Here is a 23,395-nt window from a genome sequence, read left to right on the forward strand (position 1 = left end):
CGCGCGGCGCCCGGAACCCCTGGTTCAGGCCGGTTCGTACGGCCCCGGGCCGGGCGGCCGGGGGCGTACCACGGAGGCGGGCCCGGCAGGAACCGGTACCCGCCCCGCGCGGTGCTCCGGAGCCGGACTACCGCAGGGCGATGCCCGGGGCGATGTCCTCGTACCGCTCGACGGCGGACCCGCCGGTGGCCGCGCTGCGCGCGCTGTCCGCAGATTCAGCGGTCTTGACGGTCTTGACGGTGCCGGCCGTCTTGGCGGTGCCCGCGGTCTTGACGGGCGTGGCACCGCAGAACGCCGCCTCCAGCGTCCTCGGCAGCGTATTCAGCACGGTCCCGTTGTTGGAGGTGTTGGCGAAGGACGTGATCGACCGCTTCCCGTCCGCCGAGGTGAAGGCGAAGGTGTAATACCCCTGGACCGTACCGGTGTGCCCGTACACCGAAACCCCGCAGGACAGGTCGCGGCGCCGCAGCCCGAGCCCGTACCCCTGGGTGGAGTTGACCGGTGTCCAGGTCCGCATCTCGGCCAGCGCGGCACCGGAGACGAGCTTGCCGCGCATCAGCGCCGACAGGAAGGTGTTGAGGTCCTCGGCGCCGGAGACGACCGCGCCCGCGCTCTGCGCCCAGGAGGCGGTCTGCCGGGTGGAGTCCACCAGCGGCGCGCCGGCCTCGTCGGGCCGGAGATAGCCCTTGACGTGGCGGCCGGGGATCGCGGTCTCGGGGTGGACATAGAAGGTGTCGTCGAGGTCCAGCGGCTGGATGATCCGCTTCCGGTACGCCTCTCCGACATCCTTCCCGGTCAGCTTCTCGATGAGCATGCCCGCGACGACGAAGTTGGTGTTGGAGTAGGAGTACGTGGTCCCCGGGGTCACGGTCGGCGGCTTGGCCAGCGACAGGTCGAGCAGCTCCCGGTAGGTGTAGACGCGGTTCCGGACGGATTCGAAGCCGGGCACGGTCGCGGCGAACATATCGTTGGTGTAGTCGTACAGGCCCGTGCGGTGGCTGAGCAGATGGCGGACCGTGATCCGCGGGTCGAGCAGCCCGGGGAGATAGGTGTTCACCGGGGTGTCCAGGGCCAGTACGCCCTCGTCGACGAGCTGGAGGAGGACGACCGCGGAGAACGTCTTGCTGACGCTGCCGATCCGGAAGCGGTCGTCGGTGTCCATCGCCCGTCCGGTGGCCCGGTCGGCGATGCCCTCGGTCTGCCGGAGCACGCTCCCCGCATCGTCGATCCGGGCCATCGCGCCCGGCGCCCCGTTCGCCAGCGCCGCCCGCAGGGCCGTGCGCAGGGCGTCCGGGTCCGGGGCGGACAGGACGGGGGCCGCGGGCGCGGACGGCGCGGCGGGCTTCCCGGGTGCGGCGGGTGCGGCGGGTGCGGCGGGTGCGGCTACCGCGGACTGCGCGGAGACCGCGAGCAGCGACAGCAGCGCGGCACCGAACGCGGTTCCCCTGCTCACCTTGGCTGAGACCATCTGGTCGTACTCCCTGTTCAGGCCGTTCAAACCGGCCGTAGAGCGGCGGCGCGGACGCGACCGCCGTCACCAGATGTAGACGACGTTTCACCGGAAGAGGTGCACCGGCATGGGTGAACTCCCGTTTCGCCCGGTGCACTTCCCCGGATCGGGCGTGTGAGCGTCCGCGATGATCGCGGGCATGGCGGCGGTCCAGCGGATCGTCCCGCCGGGGAGGGTCGACGAAGGGCCTGGCCGCGGCGGTGCTCCGGGCGCGCCGGCCCCGGCCCGCTCCCGGAAAGCCACGGCGGATCCCCCGGCACTCCGTCCCGGCTTCCGGGATACGACAAAGGCCCGGCTGTCGTAACAGCCGGGCCCGTGCCTCACATGGGATGAGTGGAGATGGCGGGAATCGAACCCGCGTCCAACGGTGCAGAATCAGGACTTCTCCGAGCGCAGTCCGCTGCGCTTTTCTCGGCCCCGGAGATCACGCGGACAAGTCTCCGACGGGCCCAGTCACTGTTGGTTGTTCCTCAGGACCCCGTGACCGGGCCTAGAGGTTGAGTTCCCTAGATGACGCCAGGATCCGGGTCGGGAACACCCCCGGGCTGACGCTCCATGAGTGAAGGTTCGTCTCTACTGCTTATTAGGCAGCGAGGGCGAAGGCTTCGGAGTTATCGCGCTTGTTATTGGCGATTATTTTTTGCGACATATGGTTTACGAGATCATTGCCGCTTCCTCGGCTCGCTTCTCCTGCTTCGACAGCCGCTGTCGAAACCGATCATCCCCATGTTGATTTTTCAAGCATCACCGGAAGCGGCCTCGCGGCAGCCCGGTGCGCCCCTCACCAAGGGACGTTCCCATCGTACGGGACCGACACGACCCCGTGCCAGCGCATTCCCGCACGCGGCGGCGGACGGCCCCGTCCGGCGCGGCCCCATTCCGGTCCGATCCGGTCCGGTGCCGGTCCGGTCCCGGCGTCAGGACCGCTGCTGCCGCCGGACCGCCGACATCACCTTGTCCGCCTCGCGCCGGTCCTGCCGTTCGCGGAGCGTCTGCCGCTTGTCGTACTCCTTCTTGCCCTTCGCCAGCGCGATCTCGACCTTCGCCCGGCCGTCCTTGAAGTACAGGGCCAGCGGCACGATCGTGTGCCCGGACTCCTGCGACTTCGACTCCAGCTTGTCGATCTCCTCCCGGTGCATCAGCAGCTTCCGCTTGCGCCGGGCGCTGTGGTTGGTCCAGGTCCCCTGCGAGTACTCCGGTACGTGCACGTTGTGCAGCCATGCCTCGCGGCCGTCGATCTGGACGAACCCGTCCGCCAGGGACGCCCGCCCCTGGCGCAGCGACTTCACCTCGGTCCCGGTCAGGACGAGACCGCACTCGTAGGTGTCGATGATGAGGTAGTCGTGCCGCGCCTTCTTGTTCTGCGCGATCAGCTTGCGCCCTTTTTCCTTAGCCATAGTGCGGTCATTTTCGCACTATGGCCCGGGGCCGAGGCCACTCAATACCGTCTCGGCCCGCCGCTCGGGGTCCTCCCCCTCGGCGGGTGTCAGATCGGGGGTGATGCCGTGGCCGTCGACGTCGTAACCCTCGGGAGTGCGGTAGTGGCCGACGGTCAGCTCGGCCACGGAACCGTCCGGGAGGGTGCTCGGCATCTGCACCGATCCCTTGCCGAAGGTGCGGCTGCCGACCGTGACCGCCCGGCCGCGGTCCTTCAGCGCGCCGGTGACCATCTCGGCCGCGCTCATCGTCCCGCTGTCGACCAGGGCGACCACCGGCCGTCCGGTGTCGCCGCCGGGCTCGGCGTACAGGGCGAGCTGCTCGCCCTCGACGTCGTACGTGGCCACCAGTCCGCCGTCGAGGAAGGCGGAGGCGGCGGTGACGGCCTCGGTGACCAGCCCGCCGCTGTTGCCCCGCAGGTCCAGCAGGACCCCGGCGCCGTCCGGGGCGTCCTCGACGGCGTCCTTCACCCGCTCGCCCGAGCCACGGGTGAACGACGAGACGCGGATCTTCACCGCGCCGCCGGAGAGCTGTTCGACCGTGACGGATTCACTGGGCACGGTGGTACGGATCAGCTCACGGGTCCAGGTCCGGGAGCCGCGCTGGAGGCCCAGGGAGACGGAGGTGCGCTCCTCGCCCCGCAGCAGTCCGACGATCTCGGTCACCGGACGCCCTTCGACGGACCGGCCGCCGATCGTCCGCAGCCGGTCGCCGGAGCGGATGCCCGCCTTCGCCGCGGGCCCGCCGGGCTGCACCCGGGCGACCTCCACCCGCCCGCCGGCCGTGGGGCGTGCCCAGAGCCCGACGCCGGTGTACTCGCCGTCGAGGCTCTGCTGGAACTTCTCGTACTCGCGCGGATCGTAGACCGCGCTCCAGCGGTCACCGCTGCGGCTGACGACCTCCTCGGCGGCTTGGGCGGCCGAACCGCCCTCGGCTACGGCCTCGGACGCGACCCGGACGAGATCGTCGCGGTCGACGCCCGGCCCGGACGGGCGCACGGCCCCGGGGCGGGTCTCCCCGTCGCCGGACGACCGGTCGTGCGGCAGGGCGTCGGTGACCGCGCCGGCCGCCAGCACACCGGCGAACACCAATGTCAGGGCCGCCCCGCGGCGGATGCGGCGGGGCCGAGGGGAGAACTCAGGGCCCGGCATGGCGCCGAGTCTAGGACAAGCCCCCGGCGCGGCAGGGCCGTTGCCGGTACCGCGTCGGGGGCGGATGTCACACCTTGAGGTACTTGCGCAGCGCGACGAAAGCCGCAAGGGCGGGCATCAGCAGCCCGATCGCCAGGACCAGGGGGAGCTTGGTCACCAGGGCGTCCCAGCCGATGAAGTTGATCAGCGGCATCTTGTCGGCGAGGGCCAGACCGTGGTCGATCAGGAAGTAGCGGCCCGCGATCAGCATGCCCACGGCCAGCAGTCCGCCCAGCAGACCGGCGATGGCCGCCTCCAGGATGAACGGCAGTTGGATGTAGAAGCTGGAGGCGCCGACCAGCCGCATGATGCCGGTCTCACGCCTGCGGCTGAAGGCCGAGACCCGGACGGTATTGACGATCAGCATCAACGCGATGATCAGCATCAGGATCATCACCGCGATCGCGGTCACGTTCATGCCGTTCATCAGGTCGAACAGGTTCTGCAGGATGCTCCGCTGATCCTCGACCGACTGGACGCCGGGACGGCCCGCGAAGGCGGACGCGACCACCTGGTACTTCTCCGGATCGTGCAGTTTGACCCGGAAGGACTCCGGCATCTGGTCCGGGGTGATCGTGTCGGCGATGGGGGTGTCGCCGTAACTGTCCTGATAGCGCTTGTACGCCTGCTCCGCGCTCTCGTAGTGGATCTTGTCAACGACGTTCATCTTGTCCAGATCGGCTTTGATCTGGTCCTTCTGGTCATTGGTGACCGCACCCTTGGCGCACTGCGGCGAGTTCCGGGCGTCGTTCTTGTTGCAGAGGAAGATGGAGACGTTGACCTTGTCGTACCAGAAGTCCTTCATCGTGCCGACCTGCTCGCGCAGCAGCAGCGCCCCGCCGAAGAGGGCGAGCGACAGGGCGACGGAGATGACGACGGCGAAGGTCATCGTGAGATTGCGGCGGAGACCGACGGCGATCTCCGACAGGACGAACTGGGCGCGCATCGCGTGCGGTCAGCCTTTCTCGCGCGGGGTGGTACGGATGATCGGTGGGCTCAGTGCTGGTAGCCGTAGACACCGCGGGCCTGGTCGCGGACGAGCCGGCCCTGCTCCAGTTCGATGACGCGCTTCCGCATCTGGTCGACGATGTTCTGGTCGTGGGTGGCCATCACCACGGTCGTACCGGTCCGGTTGATCCGGTCCAGCAGCTTCATGATGCCCACGGAGGTCTGGGGGTCGAGGTTGCCGGTCGGCTCGTCGGCGATCAGCAGCATCGGACGGTTGACGAACGCCCGGGCGATGGCCACCCGCTGCTGCTCACCACCGGACAGCTCGCCGGGCATCCGGCCCTCCTTGCCGCCGAGGCCGACCAGGTCGAGCACCTGGGGTACGGCCTTGCGGATCTCGCCGCGCGGTTTGCCGATGACCTCCTGGGCGAAGGCGACGTTCTGCGCGACCGTCTTGTTGGGCAGCAGCCGGAAGTCCTGGAAGACGGTGCCCAGCTTCCGCCGGACCTGCGGCACCTTCCAGTTGGAGATCTTCCCCAGGTCCTTGCCGAGCACATGGACGGAGCCGTGACTGGCCCGCTCCTCGCGGAGGATCAACCGGAGGAAGGTCGACTTTCCGGAGCCTGAGGATCCCACCAGGAAGACGAACTCGCCCTTGGCGATCTCCAGGGAGACATCGTGCAGCGCTGGCCTGCTCTGCTTGGGGTAGGTCTTCGAAACATGGGCGAATCGGATCACGGGGCACACCATGTCGGCCGGGGTCAAAGGGTGTGCGTGACACTACGCGAACGGGGCGTGAGTACGCAGTCGACGGCCGGGGATGCGTGGATTGTCACGCCCAAGTGGCACGCCCGGGGCCGGCCCCCGGAGGGTGGAGCTTCCCCCGGCCGCGCGCCGAACGGCGTAGGAGCTGGCACAGTGGTAGGGAACAGTCGCGTGTCCTTGAGCGTTGTCGGACGGGAAGTGTGCTGACGGTCCGCGGATTGCGGCTCCGACACGCGGGAGAGGAGAGCGCATGACCTACGACCGTCTGGTGTGCGCCAACTGCGCGGCCCCGGTCTCCGAGGGCCGCTGCCCGGTGTGCCGGGCGAACCGTGAGCGGCTCCAGCAGCAGAGCCCGTTCTCGGCGCTGACCCCGGCGGCCCTGGCGGGCCTGCTGGTGCTGCTGATCGCCGCGGTGGCCCTGCTGGCGACGCGTACGGCCTGAGCGGCCGCCTCCCGCCGACACGGCCGAGGGGCCCGGGGTGCTGTGCCACACCCCGGGCCCCTCGTCACTCTCCGCGTTTCAGCGGTTACGGTCTCACTCAGACGGCCGCGCGGTTGCCGCCGACGAGCCGGGGCAGCATCCGGAACCCGATTCCACCGGCGATCATCGTCGCGGCGCCGACGAGCAGGAAGGTCGTCTCCATCGCTCCGGTCTCGGCAAGCTCTTCCTTGGCCTCGCCCTGCTGGACGGGCTGGGAGCCGGCGTTGTTGGTGTCGGTCTGGTCCCCACCACCGGCCGACCCGCCGGTCGAACCGCCGGACCCGTTGCCACTGGTGGAGGTGTTGCTTCCACCGGAGGTGCTGTTGCCGCCGTTGTTGTTGCCGCCCTGGTCGCCACCGCCGGTGTTGTTGCCGCCGCCCTGGCTGGACGTACCGCCCTTGGTCTCACCACCGCCGACGTTGTTGCCGCCGCCCTGGCTGGACGTACCGCCCTTGGTCGCACCGCCTTGGCCCTCAGCGCCACCCTGACCTTCAGCACCGCCTTGGCCCTCGGCACCGCCTTGGCCCTCAGCGCCACCCTGACCCTCAGCGCCACCCTGACCCTCGGCACCGCCTTGGCCCTCAGCGCCACCCTGACCTTCAGCACCGCCCTGACCCTCGGCACCGCCCTGGCCCTCGGCACCGCCCTGGCCCTCGGCACCGCCCTGACCTTCAGCACCGCCCTGGCCCTCAGCACCGCCCTGGTTCTCACCACCGGCGATGACACCTGTGGCGCCTCCCTGACCCTCACCCCCGCCGCTGGTGGGGGGCTTCTCGTCGTTCACTCCCAGGCCGGCCTCGCTGGACTGCGGCCCGCTGAATGCGGAGGCCGCACCGGCCACCGTCAGCGACGCGCCAGCAGCGATCACCGCGCCGGCGGCGATCCGTGCCACGCGGATACGCGTCTTCTTCGTCATCTACCTGCTACCCCCAGTAGCTTTTCGTCATTGAGCCGGGTCTCCCGGGCGGCTACTCAGGGGAGAGCTTCCGCTCTCACCCCGCTCGCTCTCGCCCCGGGAAACACGCATGCCGCGTGCCAGCCTTGCCAGTTCGGAAGGGCCCGTCAAGCGCGCAGTGCGAACGATGCCCGATATGAGGGCTGTTGCCTGGGGCAGGGCAATGCAACTGTGACCCACAGAGCGCACCGACATCCAATTGCATTCGACATTGCCTATTTGTCGACATAAAATTGAGATGCCATCACACCAGCCCGCCAAGGGGCAGCCACGACCTCGCGTGGCACGGATGGGGGGCATCGACGACGCCCCCCTCACCCCCTACCGACTCCGCTTGAGCACGCTCGCGATGCGACTGTCCACGTTTCCCAACGTCCTCATAAACGCCTCCTTGGAGATGTAGCGATCCTTCCGGTCCAGACCGAAGGACTCCAGATCCACCAAATGGGAACCATATCGAGCCCAATAGCTCCAGTTGAAACAGCCCTGCTCCCCCGAACCTCCGATACAGAGAAGTTCATATGCATCCGCGGCCACCGGGACAGTCACATCGACCTTCACCGGGTCATACGGCCAGATGTCTCCCCACCAATGCCGCGGGCCCCCTCTCTCGAAGGTTTTCCCCGCCCCCTCCGCATCGCCGTAAGCGAAAACAGAGACACCCACTTCGCAACCGTCAGGCGTTTCCCAGTCAATGACAGCAGCCGCCACCGCCCCCTGTTTATCCTTCTGGTGACGCACACCGCCAGATTCCCAAGGGCCGCAAGAATCATCCTGGATATCATTGACCGTCATGAGTAGGCTCTCAGGACGAGCGTCGATTTCGATTTTCCCGGCGCATCCCACAGCGAGGACCCCGAAGGCCGCCATGAGCGACAGCCACTTGCCCGAGCGGGTGAATATTTTGATCACTTTATCTTCTCGCCCCACCCGAGCCCCGGAGCCGCTTCCCAGTCAGGAATCGTCTCCATGACGATCCTATGGAGCTGCTCCACAGTTACGTCCTTCCCGGAACTTTCCGTCTCCTCGAACAGCCGGTATCCAGCACGAATGGATATGTTGTCACCTTCATCGGTATGACCGACTCCCCGCTCGCTCACCTGAGAGCCCTTCATAAGAACCCCCTCACTGATCGCGGCCTTTCGCCCGACATAACCGTAGTGGATATTCGACCAGACGTCGTAGAGCACGGATTTACTCCCCGGATCGGTGGTAATGGGAGTACGGTAAAGCCTTCTCTCTTTCAGCTCGAACTTCTCGTCGAGCTGGTGCTTGTGGTCCCATGGCCCTTCGCTGTGCACCATGGCCGTCCAGATCCCCAGTCCTGCGATGAAGCCCGTGCCCGGTGCGCTCGTGTGGGCCAAGACGGCGGGACTGATCTCGGGAATCCACCCGTTTAGAGAGAAACACTCGGTAGGAATCATGGCGCACCGAATGGCCGCCGCAGTTTCCGACTTCGCGTTGGCGTTCATCTCATCCACCATGAACTGGAGAATTTGGACGTAGACGGGATTCGGCGCCGGCGCCCCCCTGTTCGGCGCGGGGCAGCTTGCGGACATGTTGCCTGAGTAGCAGTGGGTGCCGCCACCACTGCTGCCACCACCTCGGCCGTTGCCGCCGCCATGGCCACCACTGCTACCTGGCTTCGGCTTGGAGTGGTCCACACCCTCGTCGGGACGGCCGTTCCCCGGAGTCCCGTCAGGCCGCTTCGGACAAGCAGGCATGTCCTTCTTGCCACATGCCAAGCCGAGACCGGAGGGGTCGGAGAAAGTCGCCGGGTTCTGCGCACCATAGGTGTATCCGTTGAGCGTCTGGTGCTTGTCCATCTCCATCAGCGGGTCAACACTGATGAACTGACCAATCGCCGGGTCGTACTGACGTGCTCCCACATGGGTCAGCCCAGTGGCCGTGTCCACCGGCTTGCCCAGAAACCGTTTGTCGTCGGGCCAGGTGCCGACGGCCGTGCCTCGCGGCGCGCCGAAAGGCGTCGTGAAGCGTTTGGAGACAGCCTGCGTCGTGGCGTCGAGAGCCAGGCTCGCGGTGCCGTGCCGGTCGGCCGCGAGGAAGGACACACGAGAGGTACCGGACTCGGTGGAGCGCAGGGCAACGGTGATGCCTCCGGCCACGTAGGTACGCGTCGCCCAGGTCGTCTTCGTGGTGCCCACGACCTTGTGGTGGATCTCCGTGGCCCCCAGATAGAGGACACTCTCCCCGTCACCGGTCATGGCACGCCGGATCAGCAGAGTGCCGTCGGCGTCGTACAGATAGCCGGTCTTCCGGGAACCCTGGACCAGTTCGATCAACTTGCCCTCGGCGTTCCATGTCAGTGCCTGCGTTCCGGTGCCGGGCGCAGGCCGTTTGGTGGTGTTACCCGTCTTGTCATACGCGTACATGGCCTCGGCCGACGGTGTTCCGCACTCCGTGGCGGTCGTGGTCCGGGTCAGTGCGTGGCGGCGCTCAGGGTCCTGGTAGCAGTAGCTCGTGGTCGTCGCCGTGCCCGTGACCGGGGTCCGGGTTTCCGTCGCCCGCTGACCGGAGGCGTTGTACGTGAAGGCGGTGCGGTAGGGGGCTGCGCCGCCGAGGGTACGGCTTGTGCAGTTGTCCGTCGACGGGGTCCACGCTTCGGTGAGCCGACGGTGACCGTCGTAACTGAAGCACTGGATGTCGGTCTTCAGCGACGGATCGGCGTTCGGTGTATCAGCGATCTTGGTGACATTGCCCGCGTCGTCATAGGTGTAGCTGAGGTCCTGCGGCTTGAACGGCGCGGTCTGGGGCGTCGTGACGAAGGACCGGGTCAGCCGGTCGGTTCCCGGCTCGTACCGCTTGTCGATGTATGTCTTCTTCGCCTCGGTCGCCCCTGACAGACCGAGGACGAGCTGCTGCGGCTGTCCCTGGGCGCTGTAGGTCGCGTCCAGCAGATAGCCGGAGGAGCCGGAGATCCCGACGGGCTGGCCGGTCGGCGTATAGCGGTAAGAGATGATCTCCGAGGCGAGACCGCCGGCTGCGGGTTCCGTACTGGAGCCGACGGAGCCGTCGAGGTCGTACGAGGTCGAGAAGGAGTAGCTGGTGGCCGCCGCACCCGCGATGACCAGATCGTCCGTAGCAGCGAGGGTCACCTGGGTCTGTGTGGCGCGGTACAGCGCGTCATAGGCGACGATCTTCTTGCCGTACGCCTCGCCCGCCGTACCGCCGTCGTAGCGGACGGAACCGTCGGGCTGCCCCTTGGCAAGGGTGTCGTATGTCCAGGCGGCCAGCTTGTTCACGTTGCTGCGCTCGGTACCGGACCACAGACCGGTCTTACGGCCCAGTTCATCGTAATCGTAGAGGAGCTGGCCGTTTTCGGAGTTCTTGGTCCAGTCCGCCTGGTCGAGGACGGTGTATCCGGTGCGGGTCGTGCCCTTGTCCGGGTCCGATTCGGAGAGCCTTCGTCCGAAGAGGTCGTAGGTGTACGACCACTGGCCGCCGTCCGGTCCGGTGACAGTCGCCTGCTTGCCGTCCCGGGTGTAGGTGTACGAGGTGGTGGTGCGACCGCTGCCGAGACCACCGCCGAAGTCAGCGTCCGCGAAGCCTGTACCGGCGTACTCTCGCCGCTCAGAGGTGCGGCCCAGCGCGTCGGTGACGACGCGAACGGCCTGCCCGCCCGAGGGGGCGCTGGTCGCCGTGGAGTCGCCGGTGTAGGCCGTGGTCGTCTGCCACTTCTTCACGCCGAAGACGAGAAGGCTGCTGGATAGAGCGCGCCCAGCGCCGTCGAGAACGGTCTGGAGCTGCCGGGGTGCCTCGCCGAACTCCGCACGAACGTACGTACTGTTCGGCGCACTCGTCGTGTCGTAGATCCCGGCGTACGACTCGTATGCCAGGCCCCGCGAGTCGTACCGTGTGTCCGTGAGCAGCCGCCCGCCGAGCGGGGTGGAGGTCTGCTTCTGGAGCGGACGGAGCAGCGAGTCGAAGATCTCGTAGGAGGTCATCACTGTGCTCGATGACTTGATGGTGGAGGTGGCGATGGACGGCACCACACCACGTCGCAGGGTGTAGGCAAAGCTCGTAGTGGCGCTCTGGGCGGCGGCCCTGTTGCGGTTGGGCAGCCAGACTCCGGTGACGCGGCCGAGGGAGTCGTAGACCTGCTCGGTCTTCTTGTTGTTGGCATCGTGGATGCGCAGGGGGAGACCGCGGAGACCGTCGAGGTAGGTGGTAACGGTGTGATTCTTGGGATTGGTGACGACGGTCTTGGTCGTGGCTCCCGCTCCCGGGGGCGTGTACGCGGTGGTGGTCGTGCGGTCCGCCGCGTCCATCACGGACAGGGGCCGACCGAGCGTGTCGTAGGCAGTGGTGGCCTGCCGCTGCCATGCGGACGGGGGCCGTTCGCCGCCAGTAACCGTCGGCGGGTAGGCGGACGCACGGGCGGTCCAGGTCGCCAGGCCCTTGGTGGGGGTCTGGTCCGCAGTCCAGGTGGTGGTCTCGGTCGGGGTGATGTCGTACACGGTCGCCGTGTCGGAGATGACATCACCACGGGTGGCGGTGGAGGCAGGCAGATTCAGATCGGCTTCGTCCGTGGTGCAGACGCTGCCGACGGTACGGGTGCGGGAGACCGTGCTGGTGAGTCCCGCTCCGGGGTTGCGGGCGTACCAGGTGCGGGTGCAGGTCTCGTCCCCGGTCTTCGCGATATCACCGGCGGAGGCGACCTTCACCGGCATGCCGTAGAAGTCGTGGTCCGTGGTGGACGACGTCGTACGCCATGACTGCTTCAGTGGCAGATAGGTGTGCTGGTAGGTGGTGCGGGTGCGGACATAGTGCGCCTCGGTGTCGGCGTGCGACTTGTGCTGGGTCGCGGTCCGCGCCGACCAGGGGTCGCTCACAGTGACGGAGACCGGTGTCGTTCCGTCGTAGGTGATCTGCTGGCGTTGGAAGCCCACATACTGCTCGGAGTCGCTGACGGCGGGCACGTTCAGCCCGGTCAGGTCGATACCGGGTGCGCTGACCGTGCGGGTACCGCCTGCTTTGATCCGGTCGCCGTGCATGCCCTGGAGGTAGCCGGTGACGGTCCGCGAACGGGTGCCGTTGGTCGCGCCGGTCCAGGCCGTCACCTTTCCGTAGCCGCGCCAGAGGGACCAGGTGCGTTCGGCGGTCGGGACGAACGGGCTGTCGTTGTGCCGCCAGGCCGGATTCTCGTAGGTGTACGCGTACTCGACGGGCTCGCCGTGTCCGGCCGGGTCCGACGCGGTCACGGCGACGACCCGGTACTTGTGGAACCAGTCGATGGAAGCGTCGGTGGCGCCGTTGATGTTCCAGTACTGGGGATAGCAGCTCTTGGTGTTGGAGTCCTCCGCGGCAGGCATGGAAGCCGACCCGCGGACGCATTCGGGGTCGTTGTACGAGACGTTGGTGATCGCACCCGTCTCCGTGGTGACCGAAGCGACCCGGGGGCGGGTCAGCGGCAGGATGTTGCCGCCGCCGGGCTGGGTACCGCCCGCGACCCGGTTGGGCCGGCGGTGGTAGGTGAAGGAGACGGGGTCGAGGGTGATGGGCGTGCCGGTGTGGCCGGTCCGCTGCACGCTCTCCAGGACGAGGGTCTGGTCCGAGGGGTCCGCGAGGTCGCCGTTGTCGACGAAGCGGTTGCCGAGCGTCCAGGAGTCGACCGGTGCATAGGCGGTGCCGCTGAGCACGGACACCTCGACCTTGGTGAGGCGTTTGCGGGAGAAGAACGCCGGGCTCTCCGCGATGCAGTCCGTGTCGTTCTCACCCGCGGTACACAGGGCGTCGAAGGGGACGTCGGGCCACTTGTTGGCGGTGGTCTCGGTCAGTGGGGCGCAGTCCGCGGCGGTGCAGCGGTCGGCGTGGGTGAGGGCGACAACGCCGGGTGCGGTCTCGCTGAAGAGGGTGTCGGCCCGCTGCCCGTAGCGAATGCGGTGCAGATAGCCGCTGGTCGTGTACTTCGCGTCGGCGGTGGAGGCCTTGTTCTTGCGGTAGTGGTTGGTCTCGGCCGTGTACCAGTAGGTCATGGCGTTGCCGTGGACGTCCTCGACGAGGTCCAGGTTCCAGCGCCACGCCTGGTTGAGCGAGCGGTTGGCGAAGGCATTGCCCGCGTCGTATCCGGGCTCGCCCGTGTCGTCGCCGAAGACGGGCACGGTCCAGACCGAGTTGGTGCGCTCGGTGCCCGCTCCGGGCAGTTTGTCCCTGCCGAAGTGGTACTTCGTGCCGTTGCCGGTGGTGACGGTCCACCGCTCGCCGTTGTCGTCGCCGTTGTCGGCCCCGACGCTGTAGGTCACGATCGAGGCGTCGTCGTCCCTGAGCCGCCATACGCCGCTGGTGTCGTCCTTGACCAGTTCGGTGGACTTGCCGTTGAGGACGAGTGAGGCGTTCTCGTACTTCCAGCAGAGGTCGTACTTCTTGTCGTGCCCGTCCTTGTGGCAGGAGTCGTACTTGCGCTCGATGTACGACACGGCGGTGAGGTCGAAGCCCTCGCCGACCTCGGTGCCCTGGTTGTTGGTGGAGGCGGTGCGGCCGTCGATGCTGCCCGAGTCGTAGGACAGGCCGAGGGTGGGCACCGGTCCGGCGGCGAGTGCGGGCACCCCCATGTCGTACGACCAGGTGAAGGCTCCGGAGGAACCGCCGGACGTCCAGGTGGACGAGGCAGAAAGGGGGGTCGCGGAGTAGTCGCCGGCGCCGGACGGCGACTGCCCCGGGCCGGTGGCGGCCACCGCGAGGACCGTGTTCGCGGCCAGTGGGGCCTTGGCCGTGAGGCGCTGGGCACGGATGTCGTTACGGGTGTCGAGGGGGGTCAGTCTGCGGCAGTCCGGGGCCTTCGGGGTGGTGAGAGCGCAGGCGGGGAGCTGCCACAGTTTCAGCCGCGATGCCCAGCCGCCGCCGATGACGGAGGCGAAGGACGAGTAGTCGACCGACAGATCGGTGGTGACCGGCTGCTCCGTCCGGGCGGTCAGCAGAACGCCGTCGACACCGACCGCCGCGGTGGCCCGCCGGTCGAGGACAGTGAGACGGGCCGTGGCACTCACGGGTGTCGTGCGCTTCCGGTCGGTGGATCTCACTCCGAAGGCGAGGCCGCCCGCGTTGGCGGTCCGGGGGCTGTCCGACAGCGGTACGGTGACGGTTCCGGCGGCGGGCCAACGGGACGCGTTCTGCTGTTGCGCGGCCCTGTTGATGCCGGCCAGGTCGGCCGCCCGTTCCTTCGCGACGCGCTCCCGGGCCTTCTTCGCCCCGGCCGTGTCCATGCTGCGAACCTTGCTGACGCGCTGGTCCGGGACATCGGGGCGGCCCGGGCCGGCAGCCTGTGCCGCTGGTGTCAGCGGGGTGAGTCCCACGGGTACGGCGAGGACCGCTGCGAGGAGCGGGATCGCCCAGATGCGTGTCCGGCCCGGTCCGGATCCTCTTGCCGTGCCTCTGATCGTGCGTTTGAGCATGGACGAACCCCCACGTTGTCGCGTACGGGGGCAGCGGCGCGCGCTCGCGCCGTGGCTGCCCGGGGTGTGTTGGTGCGATGCCGGTGCCGGGTGCGCAGGGCTGCCGTCGCCGCGCCCTGCGGCGACGGCAGCCCTCACTGGTCAGTCGCCGATGACGCTCTGGACCTGTTCCTCGCTTGCCATGGCCCCGGCCCACATACGGACCTCACGGACCTTCGCGGGCAGGAAGTGGCTCCACGCGGTGGCGGAGAAGCCCTTCCCGACGGCGAGATCTCCGGAGCCCGGGCGGGCGGTGTACGCTTGGTCGATGTCGTTCTGGGTGTGCCCGACATGGAGGCGGATGACGGGTCCGCCGTCGGCCAAGGGATCGTAGACACCGGTGAGACGTACCGGGGTGTCCACATCGGCCTCCACGTCCGAGCTGACCCAGGACTTGGTGCCGTCCGCGTTGATCCGTCCGAACCGCCACAAGCCCACGGGATGGGGCCTCGCGACGCCTTCGTCGTCGGGCCGGTTCTCCTTGCCGGTCAGTTCGAACCAGACACCCCAGGAAGATCCGTCGGCGGTGCGCTGCCCGACGACCTGGCCCGTGTAGCCGATCTCTTTGGTAAGCAGTTTGGCGCGGTCGAGTTCGGCGACCGCGGTGACAGTGAAGGCCCCGGTCTCGTCGACCACCGGACCGGCGGTGGTGGCGGCGCCGTCGGCGCCGTCGAGGGCGATCGCCTCCCCGTCGAGAGCGGCGCCTCCGGCGAGTGTCAGGCCCCGGCCGTAGCCGGAGGTGGTGTCGGCGACGGCGGTTCCGGTCGCCCCGGTGGCCTTCCAGTCGGCGACGAGTTCGACATCCGAGAAGCCTGTGCGGGTGGAGAGGGTACGGGCCTCGCGGGCGATCTCCTCGGGAGTGAGGATGCGTTGCCAGACCGCGACCTCGTCGATGGACCCGATCATGCCGAAGACGTGCTGGCCCTCCCATTTGGTGCGACCGAACTGAAGGGGCCCGGACGACGACCAAGACCCAGGGTTGTGCACCGTCTTCTGGTGAACACCGTTGATATAGAGGGCCTGACGCCCGATCGCGGGGTCGTAGGAAGCGGCTACATGCGTCCAGACACCAGCCACGGCCGTCTCCGTGGACACCGGTCCCCAGAAGCTCTTCCCATCGAAGGTGTCTGTCTCCTTCACTCCGAAATACCACTTACGCGACGGCATATGGTAAGCAAGCCGGAACGGACTGAAGTTCGCCCCGTCCTGAGAGACGATCGTCCCGCCGATGGCGGGATTGTCCAGCCGCACCCAGGCGGCAAGGCTGTAGGCAGAGCGGGTCTCCAACACGGGGCCAGAGGTCGCCACGGTCGTGGTGGACGCTCCGTCCAGCTTCAGCCCCCGGTCGTTCCGCGGCTGCGCCAGCGGCTGGCCCTGCGCGTCGTACCAGATCTCCCCGCGCCGCCCCCGGTCGTCGCGTACCGCGCCCGCGCCCAGGGTCGCGTTGTCCTGCTGCGCCGGGACGGTGGTCGAGGTGTCGACGGCCGCCCCGGTCGCCTCGTCGAAGCGCCAGCGGCCGACCGGTCCGTCGCCCTCCTTCACCAGGAAGCTGACGACCTGCGACGCGCCCCACCGGCCGACGGTGTCCTTGGCCCGGACCTCCAGTTGGTAGGTGCCGGACTCGGGCGGGGCGATCGGCTGCCGGAGGGTGGGGGCCGAGGTCGGGACCGGCGCAGACCAGACGGCGGAGTTGGACCACTTGTACTGATAGGCGGTGATGTTGGTGTCACCGGCAGCGGGGGCGAAGGTGAAGGTGTCCTTGACGCCAGGACCGCCCGCCGGAACGCATGCGGTAGTCGTGCAGAGCGAATACACGGTGCCCGGGGTAATGGTGGGCGCCTTCGGTGCCGTGGGGTCGATCCGGAAGTAGCAGAGCACACTGCCGCCGGACGTCAGAACGCTGACGTAGTTGTTGAAGTACGAGAGCGACTTCGCCTGCATCCGGTAGAGGGTGCCCTCCACCAGCGTCTGGGGCACGGTCGGATTGGTGGCCTGCTGGTTGACGAGATGTCCGGTCGTCGGTGAGACGAGTGCCGGTACGGCCTGAGTCCAGGCGGTACCGACCTGCTTGTCCACCCGGAACTGCACCCGCAGCCGGGCCTCCGCCGATCCGCCCGAAGCGGTCTGGGCGATGGCGGTCACCTGAGGTGTGGGATCGCTGATCGTCGAAGGGTCGGCCGCGTTGGTGGAGCACGCCACGCCCGAGCCGGTCACAAATCCCACCTTGCGGGGGGCGTACGGAAGCCCGACATAGTCGACCACCAGAGTCGCGTCGTTCTTGAACCGCTTCCAGGCACTGGTGTCCGTCTCGTCGTGGGCCCGGATCATCAGGGTGAGGTGGGAGAACTTGCCCGCGGCGAAACTGCGTACCGTCGCCGTCAGGTTCTCGTTGGTCTCCTCCGGGTTGTCCTTGAAGTCGATCGGTGCGTCGGGGGAGTCCGGGTCGCACAGGGAACCGCGGCCCGCGGAGACGTTCCGGTCGACCAGGAGATCGAGATCGGCGGGGCGGCTCGACCAGGTCGTAGCCGAGGAGATGTTGTTGGTGCGGATCAGGTCGACCCAGCGGGGGTCGCACTGGAAGGCCCAGGGTTCCGTGATCCGGAAGGTGGCGTCGAGGATGTGCTTGCCCGCCAGGGCGGCGGGTGAGAACTCGAAGTAGAGCCGCTGCACATAGCCCGGGCCGCAGTAGTAGCCGCCCCAGCTGCCGCATTTGCCGGCGCCCTTGCCGCGGTCGTCGGAACCGTTGTCCCAGCCGTAATCGGTGTGACCGTCGGAGCGCAGCAGCGTCCGCTCGGCCTCGCCCCAGGAGACGATCGGGTCGATGTAGAGGGGGAAGGCGGCGGGGTCGGTCTTCTTCAGCAGGGCCGCGTCGGGAACGAAGCTGATGCGGTCCTCGGCGACGCTGATGGGCAGTTCGGCCAGGTCCGAGCCGGGGAGGGGGCCGGATTCTGGAGCGGTGTCCAGTGCAGCGGCAGGGTCCGGGGCCGTGCCCTGCGGTGCCGTACGGGTCCCGGGTGACGGTGTTCCGGCACGGTTCGCCGCGGCGGCACCCGACGAGTCCCACATCCGGGCGGGCGGGACGGTGAAGACCTTGGTCGCATTGTCGTCCACGGCGGCCATCCCGCCGCCCTCGGTCCGGGTGATCTTGAGTCTGTTCACCTCGGTGGAGAAGGTGATCTTTTTCAGTGCCGGATCGGCCGCGGCCTTCGGGGTCTTGACGACCAGCACCTCGCGGAAGCCTTCGGCGGTCACGGTCATCCGCAGGTCGACACCGGGCCTGACGTCCGGGTAGAGGGCGCTCGCGCCGTCGAGTACGGGCTTCGGCAGCTTCCCGGGCCAGCCGAGGCCCAGGGTGCGGCCGTCGCGGGTGATCTTGACCAGGCCGGCCCCGTCACCGCCGCCCGAGAGCGTGACGCCGACCGCGGCCGCCCGGGGGCGCAGGGTTCCGTCGGGTTGCCTCTCCAGAGTGGGGTCGGGCTTGGTCCAGGAACCGTTGCGGGCTCGAACCCGGACCGGGGTGACGGACTGCTCCAGTCGAAAGGAGGAGCCGTCGGGGTTGGCGTAGGTGGTTTCGAATTCGGTGCGGGCACCGACGACCTCGACACGTTCCCCGGTATCGGCGGCCTTCCGCAGCGCTGCGCGGGCCTCGTCCTCACCCGTCCCCGCGGTGACTCCCGGGGTTCGTACGGGCTCTGCCGTGGCGAGGGCCGGAGCTCCGGTCCAGACCAGAGCGGCGCTCAGTGCCACCGTTACGACTCTTCGGCGCAAAGTCCGCATGCGCATGCCAGGCACAGACATCGCCCACCCCCCGTAGGTCACTCATGTCACTGTGCGCGCATCCTCACGACGCGAACATGATCACGTCAATGAAGTAATGGATCGACAATTGAGGCGCGCCGGACGGAGCGGCTGATTCCCATCCCCTCCCCAGCGCTGCAGCCAGGGCAAGGACCATTCCAAAGGATCTTGGGATTGGCTGAAATGTAAGCAACTCATGAAAATTACGTGATAACTCCATGAGGGGGCGGTGAAACAAGAAGAGCGCCACCCCGTGGGGCGGCGCTCCTCGTATACGGGCGGGGGCGAGCCCCTCCGTGGCTACTTCTCCTGGTGCTTCCGCCAGCGGATGCCCGCCTCCAGGAAGCCGTCGATCTCGCCGTCGAGGACCGCCTGCGGGTTGCCGACCTCGAACTCGGTGCGCAGGTCCTTCACCATCTGGTAGGGGTGGAGGACGTACGAGCGCATCTGGTTGCCCCAGGAGTTGCCGCCGTCGCCCTTGAGGGCGTCCATCCTGGCCTGCTCCTCCTGGCGGCGGCGCTCCAGGAGCTTCGCCTGGAGGACGTTCATCGCGCTCGCCTTGTTCTGGATCTGGGAGCGTTCGTTCTGGCAGGAGACGACGATTCCGGTGGGGATATGGGTGATCCGGACCGCGGAGTCGGTGGTGTTGACGCCCTGGCCGCCGGGGCCGGAGGCGCGGTAGACGTCGATGCGCAGTTCGGACTCGTCGATCTCGACGTGGTCGGAACTCTCGACGACGGGCAGCACCTCGACACCGGCGAACGACGTCTGGCGGCGGCCCTGGTTGTCGAAGGGCGAGATGCGCACCAGACGGTGGGTGCCCTGTTCGACGGAGAGGGTGCCGTAGGCGTAGGGGGCCTTCACCACAAAGGTGGTCGACTTGATGCCGGCCTCCTCCGCGTACGAGGTCTCGTAGATCTCGGTGGAGTAGCCGTGCCGCTCGGCCCAGCGCGTGTACATCCGCTGGAGGCGCTCCGCGAAGTCGGAGGCGTCGACGCCGCCCGCTTCGGCGCGGATGCTGACGAGGGCCTCGCGCTCGTCGTACTCGCCGGAGAGGAGGGTGCGGACCTCCATCTCGTCGACGGCCCGGCGGACGCTGACCAGCTCGGCCTCGGCCTCGGCCAGGGTGTCGGCGTCGTCCTCGGCCTCCGCCAGCTCGAAGAGGACCGCGAGGTCGTCGATGCGGCCGCGCAGGTGCTCGGCCTTGCGCAGCTCCGCCTGGAGGTGGGAGAGCCGGCTGGTGATCTTCTGCGCCGCGTCGGGGTCGTCCCAGAGGGACGGGGCCGCGGCCTGCTCCTCGAGCACGGCGATGTCTGCCCTGATCCTGTCGAGGTCCAGAACGGACTCGATCGACCCCATGGTCGCGGAGAGGGACTTCAGCTCTTCGGATACATCGACGACTGCCACGCGTCCAAGCGTAACGGCTGGGCGCGCCGACCCGGTCCGCCAGGTCGCGGACACCGGTCGCGGACGGGCCCGCCGGAGGGCTCCGGGCCCGGTAGGGGGCGGGGGCGGGCCCGGCGGGAACGGGGTGGGCAGCCGGGCCCGTCGCGGCTACCGGGGTGCGGCCCTGCCGGGCTCCGCGGGCCGTGGCAGGGCGTCCGCGTCGGAGGTGGCCAGCCAGCCGCCGACGCCCACGACCACCGCCACCAGCAGCACGGCCACCCCACGGCGCACCCGGACCGAGCGGCGGCTGCCCTTGTTGCGGGCCGAGCCCGGACGGCGCTGGCCCGGGGTCCGGGGGGCGCGGGCGGTGCCGCGGGCGCCGCCGGACAGCTCCTCGGGGCCGGGGACCCGCATGGAGGTGTGGGTATCGCGGTTGGCGTCCGCGGGGGCGGCGCCGGGGACCAGGGGGACCGCGCCCCGGCGGCGGGGCGCGCCCGCGGGGGCGGCGAGGTCCGGCGTACCGGTCTCGTACCGCTCGGTAGCCGGGCCGTCGTCGCCCTCCCCGTCGCCGGGGCCGTCGACGTCCCGGACGTCCAGCGGCGGCAGGCCCGCCAGACCGGGCAGGGTCTCGCGGAGGCGGACGCCCAGCTCGGAGGCGCGCAGCCGGGACGCGGGGGCCTTGGCCAGACACTGGACGATCAGCTGCCACAGATCGTCCGGAATGCCCGGGAGCGGGACGACGGTCTCGGTGACATGCCGGCGCAGTACGGCGCCGGGGTGGCCGCCGCCGAAGGGGGTGAACCCGGCGAGCAGTTCGTACAGGACGGTGGCGAGGGCGTAGATGTCGACGGCGGCGCGCGGCGGCAGGCCCTCGACGATCTCCGGCGCCAGATAGTCCGGAGTGCCGATGATCTTCGAGGACTTGGTGCGCCGGGCGGTGTCGATCAGTTTGGCTACGCCGAAGTCGGTCAGCAGCGCCGGGTGGGAGCCCGCCGGGCCGAGGGGGCCCTGCATATCGAGGAGGATGTTCTCGGGTTTGACGTCGCGGTGGACGATGCCCGCGCGGTGGGCGGCCGCCAGTCCGTCTGCGACATCGGCGACGATCGCGACCGCGGCCTCGGGCGCGAGTCTGCGCTCCCGGTCGAGGCGGGTGCGCAGATCGGTGCCGCGGACGAGGTCCATGACGAGCGCGAGGTCGTTGCCGTCGACGACGAGATCGCGGACGGAGACGATCCGGGGATGGTCCAGCCCGAGCAGGGCGGTGCGCTCCTGTACGAACCGTCCGACCAGCTCCTGGTCGGCGGCGAGGTCCTCGCGCAGCAGTTTGATGGCGACGGGCCCCTCGGGGCCCTCTCCGGCCCACACCGTGCCCGCGCTGCCCCGTCCGAGAATCTGATGGGCCGTGTACCGGCTGCCGATATTCCGTGCCAAGACTGCTCCCTCAGCGGCTGGCGTTGCGCATAACGTACGCGGCTGACGGGGGCGGATGTGCCCCGGATGGCCCCGGACGACGCCCACCCGAGGCGAATTCGACGGCCATTCCAGGACATACCCGGGAAAAAGGCGGCCGATTTCACCCTTGAGGAAGTCGATAAAGAGACTCACCGGGCGGGCGGCCGGTACGGCCGCCCGCCCACCCGGTGCGGTGGTCCGGTGCGCTGTCGTACCGGCTATCCGCCGGTGCCGGTGCCCGTGCCGGAGCTGCCGCCGGTACCACCCGTACCACCTGTGCCGGAACCGCCGCTGTCGGAGCCGGTGAGGTCGGAGATCCAGTCCGAGACCGTCGAGACGCCGTCGCCGATCGCCTCCCAGTAGCCCTTGCCCTGGGCCACCCAGTCCTGGAGCGGAGTCAGCTCCCAGACCAGCCAGCCGGCGACGAAGAGCATCACCACGGAGAAGAGGCAGCCCTTGAGACAGCCCAGGCCGGGGATCCGCATGGGATTGGCGCTGCGCTGCCGCGGGGGCCGCGGCTCACGGGGCTGACGCGCGGGCGGTTCGGGCTGCTGAGGCTGCTGCGGCGGCTGGGGCGGGGTGTACGGCTGCACCTGCTGCGGCGGAGGCGCGTACTGCTGTCGCTGCGGCGGCTGGGGCTGGGGACGCTGCTGGTACGGCTGGGGTGCGTACTGCTGCTGGTGGTGCTGGGGCGGGCCCTGCGGGGGCCCTTGGTGCTGGGGCGGGCCCTGGGGCGGCTGCTGCCGCTGCGGCCTGCGGCGCAGGGGGTCCTGACCGGGGTCGAGGTACTGGACCTGCGTCTGCTCGTTGCGGTCGCGCGCGGCCCGCAGCTGGGACTGCCAGGGGTGCGGATCCTCCGGCCCGGGGCCGCCGGGCGGACCGTCCGGGCGCGGCAGCACGCTGGTGGCATCGGCGGCCCCCGCCGGTCCCGCGGTGTGCGGCAGCACGCTCGTCGCCGCCGCGGGGTCGTAGGCGCCGGCGTTGTGCGGGAGGACCTGCGTGGGGTCGGCGGCACCGGGGGTGTCCGGGACGGGCGCCGGGGCCGGGTCGGGCGCGAGCAGCGCGCCGACGCCGAGGGCCGCGTCGATCTGGGCCGCGGACGAGTGCACCCCGATACCGGCGGCGACGACCCGCAGACCGCGGGCGAGGTTCTCCGCGCTGGGACGCCGGCCGGGCTCCTTGCTGAGGCACCGCTCGATGACGGTCCACAGCGGCTCCGGCACGGTGCTGGGGCGCCGGGGCTCCTCGCTGAGATGGCGGTGGAGCACCTCCAGAGCCGTACCCCCGGCGAACGGCGGACGGCCGGTGACCAGTTCGTAGAGCAGGATGCCCGCGCCGTAGATGTCGACGGCGGAGGTCTGCGGACGGCCCTCGGCGGATTCGGGGGCCACATAGGCCGGCGTACCGACGAATTCATGGGTACGGGTGAGGCCGGGCGAGTCCGCGAGGCGGGCGATCCCGAAGTCGGTGAGCATCGGGTGCAAGTGACCGTCGGGGTCGGTGCGCAGCAGGACGTTCGCCGGCTTCAGATCGCGGTGGACCACGCCGTCGGCATGGCTGGAGGCGAGGGCATCGGCGATCTGGGCCGTCAGCAGGGCGGCGGCGACGGGGGTGAACGGGCCGTTCTCCCGGAGCTGGCGGTGCAGATCGGGGCCGTCGATCAGGTCCATGACGAGGGCGAGGAGATCGCCCTCGACGACGAGGTCGCGGGTCCGCACGATATTGGGGTGGGTGAGGCGGAGCAGCACGGAACGCTCGCGCAGGAAGCGCATCACGACGTCCGCGTCGTTCGCCAGCTCCTCCTTGAGGACCTTGATGGCCACGGTCTCGCCCGGCTGGCCGGGCACGGCCGCCTCCGCCCCGGCGGTCTCCCGCTGCCGGGCACGCCAGACGGTGCCCGTGGCTCCGCGCCCGAGCGGCTGCTCCAGGAGGTACTTGCTGCCTACAGGCCGCACGTCTTGCGCTCCCTGCTGATCGTGGTCCTTGCCCGGTCCGGCACCGGGGCCCCGGCACTCCCGGGGT

Annotated in this window: 13 protein-coding genes and 1 other RNA gene; 1 reads left to right on the top strand and 13 read right to left on the bottom strand. The window is 69.1% G+C overall.

The genetic code is table 11. From position 1 onward, the window contains the following. Positions 1–127: 127 nt before the first annotated feature. From ACIQ9E_RS16325 to ftsE, 6 genes are all read right to left on the bottom strand, one after another. Entirely contained in the window at positions 128–1,468 is a 1,341-nt protein-coding gene (locus ACIQ9E_RS16325; RefSeq protein ID WP_403707324.1) for a serine hydrolase domain-containing protein, read from the bottom strand. A 373-nt stretch (positions 1,469–1,841) separates the two neighbouring features. Beyond that, positions 1,842–2,236, bottom strand: a transfer-messenger RNA (tmRNA) gene (gene ssrA, locus ACIQ9E_RS16330). Between the two features lie 191 nt (positions 2,237–2,427). Beyond that, the gene (gene smpB, locus ACIQ9E_RS16335) at positions 2,428–2,907 is read right to left on the bottom strand and encodes an SsrA-binding protein SmpB (RefSeq protein WP_006349028.1); all 480 of its coding nucleotides are present in this window, start codon (positions 2,905–2,907) and stop codon (positions 2,428–2,430) included. Positions 2,908–2,925: 18 nt separating this feature from the next. Beyond that, positions 2,926–4,098, bottom strand: a complete 1,173-nt coding sequence (locus ACIQ9E_RS16340) for a S41 family peptidase (RefSeq protein ID WP_403707326.1) — start codon at positions 4,096–4,098, stop codon at positions 2,926–2,928. Positions 4,099–4,165: 67 nt separating this feature from the next. Further along, a complete protein-coding gene (ftsX, locus tag ACIQ9E_RS16345) occupies positions 4,166–5,083 on the bottom strand; it encodes a permease-like cell division protein FtsX (RefSeq protein WP_403707328.1) in 918 nt (305 codons plus the stop codon). Between the two features lie 50 nt (positions 5,084–5,133). Further along, the gene (gene ftsE / locus ACIQ9E_RS16350; RefSeq protein WP_146480273.1) at positions 5,134–5,823 is read right to left on the bottom strand and encodes a cell division ATP-binding protein FtsE; all 690 of its coding nucleotides are present in this window, start codon (positions 5,821–5,823) and stop codon (positions 5,134–5,136) included. Between the two features lie 277 nt (positions 5,824–6,100). On the opposite strand from ftsE, the gene ACIQ9E_RS16355 reads away from it, so the two are divergent. Further along, a complete protein-coding gene (locus tag ACIQ9E_RS16355; RefSeq protein ID WP_006349024.1) occupies positions 6,101–6,292 on the top strand; it encodes a hypothetical protein in 192 nt (63 codons plus the stop codon). A gap of 97 nt (positions 6,293–6,389) precedes the next feature. Here ACIQ9E_RS16355 and ACIQ9E_RS16360 read toward each other — a convergent pair whose 3' ends face one another. From ACIQ9E_RS16360 to ACIQ9E_RS16390, 7 genes are all read right to left on the bottom strand, one after another. Then, complete coding sequence (locus tag ACIQ9E_RS16360) at positions 6,390–7,247, bottom strand: hypothetical protein (RefSeq protein ID WP_403707330.1); 858 nt, start codon at positions 7,245–7,247, stop codon at positions 6,390–6,392. Between the two features lie 360 nt (positions 7,248–7,607). Then, positions 7,608–8,198: a hypothetical protein gene (locus ACIQ9E_RS16365; RefSeq protein WP_403707332.1), complete on the bottom strand. Its 591-nt coding sequence runs from the start codon at positions 8,196–8,198 to the stop codon at positions 7,608–7,610. Further along, positions 8,195–14,509: an RHS repeat-associated core domain-containing protein gene (locus tag ACIQ9E_RS16370; protein WP_403707334.1), complete on the bottom strand. Its 6,315-nt coding sequence runs from the start codon at positions 14,507–14,509 to the stop codon at positions 8,195–8,197. Before ACIQ9E_RS16370 ends, ACIQ9E_RS16365 begins: the two co-directional genes overlap by 4 nt. A 330-nt stretch (positions 14,510–14,839) precedes the next feature. After that, positions 14,840–18,484 (bottom strand): LamG-like jellyroll fold domain-containing protein, encoded by a 3,645-nt coding sequence (locus ACIQ9E_RS16375; RefSeq protein WP_403707336.1) that lies wholly within the window; start codon positions 18,482–18,484, stop codon positions 14,840–14,842. Positions 18,485–18,835: 351 nt separating this feature from the next. Continuing rightward, positions 18,836–19,942, bottom strand: a complete 1,107-nt coding sequence (gene prfB, locus ACIQ9E_RS16380) for a peptide chain release factor 2 (RefSeq protein ID WP_403707338.1) — start codon at positions 19,940–19,942, stop codon at positions 18,836–18,838. A gap of 147 nt (positions 19,943–20,089) precedes the next feature. Then, a complete protein-coding gene (locus tag ACIQ9E_RS16385) occupies positions 20,090–21,352 on the bottom strand; it encodes a serine/threonine-protein kinase (RefSeq protein ID WP_403707340.1) in 1,263 nt (420 codons plus the stop codon). Positions 21,353–21,591: 239 nt separating this feature from the next. Next, positions 21,592–23,328, bottom strand: a complete 1,737-nt coding sequence (locus ACIQ9E_RS16390; RefSeq protein WP_403707342.1) for a serine/threonine-protein kinase — start codon at positions 23,326–23,328, stop codon at positions 21,592–21,594. Between the last annotated feature and the right edge of the window lie 67 nt (positions 23,329–23,395).

It is taken from the genome of Streptomyces sp. NPDC094448 (assembly GCF_044763775.1).
Lineage (GTDB): Bacteria > Actinomycetota > Actinomycetes > Streptomycetales > Streptomycetaceae > Streptomyces.

Bases quoted from the DNA above. Each gene is read 5' to 3' on its own strand.
- ftsX (WP_403707328.1), bottom strand. From the start codon at position 5,083: ATGCGCGCCCAGTTCGTCCTGTCGGAGATCGCCGTCGGTCTCCGCCGC.
- ACIQ9E_RS16370 (WP_403707334.1), bottom strand. From the start codon at position 14,509: ATGGACACGGCCGGGGCGAAGAAGGCCCGGGAGCGCGTCGCGAAGGAA.
- ACIQ9E_RS16355 (WP_006349024.1), top strand. From the start codon at position 6,101: ATGACCTACGACCGTCTGGTGTGCGCCAACTGCGCGGCCCCGGTCTCC.
- ACIQ9E_RS16325 (WP_403707324.1), bottom strand. From the start codon at position 1,468: ATGGTCTCAGCCAAGGTGAGCAGGGGAACCGCGTTCGGTGCCGCGCTG.
- smpB (WP_006349028.1), bottom strand. From the start codon at position 2,907: ATGGCTAAGGAAAAAGGGCGCAAGCTGATCGCGCAGAACAAGAAGGCG.
- ACIQ9E_RS16360 (WP_403707330.1), bottom strand. From the start codon at position 7,247: ATGACGAAGAAGACGCGTATCCGCGTGGCACGGATCGCCGCCGGCGCG.
- ACIQ9E_RS16340 (WP_403707326.1), bottom strand. From the start codon at position 4,098: ATGCCGGGCCCTGAGTTCTCCCCTCGGCCCCGCCGCATCCGCCGCGGG.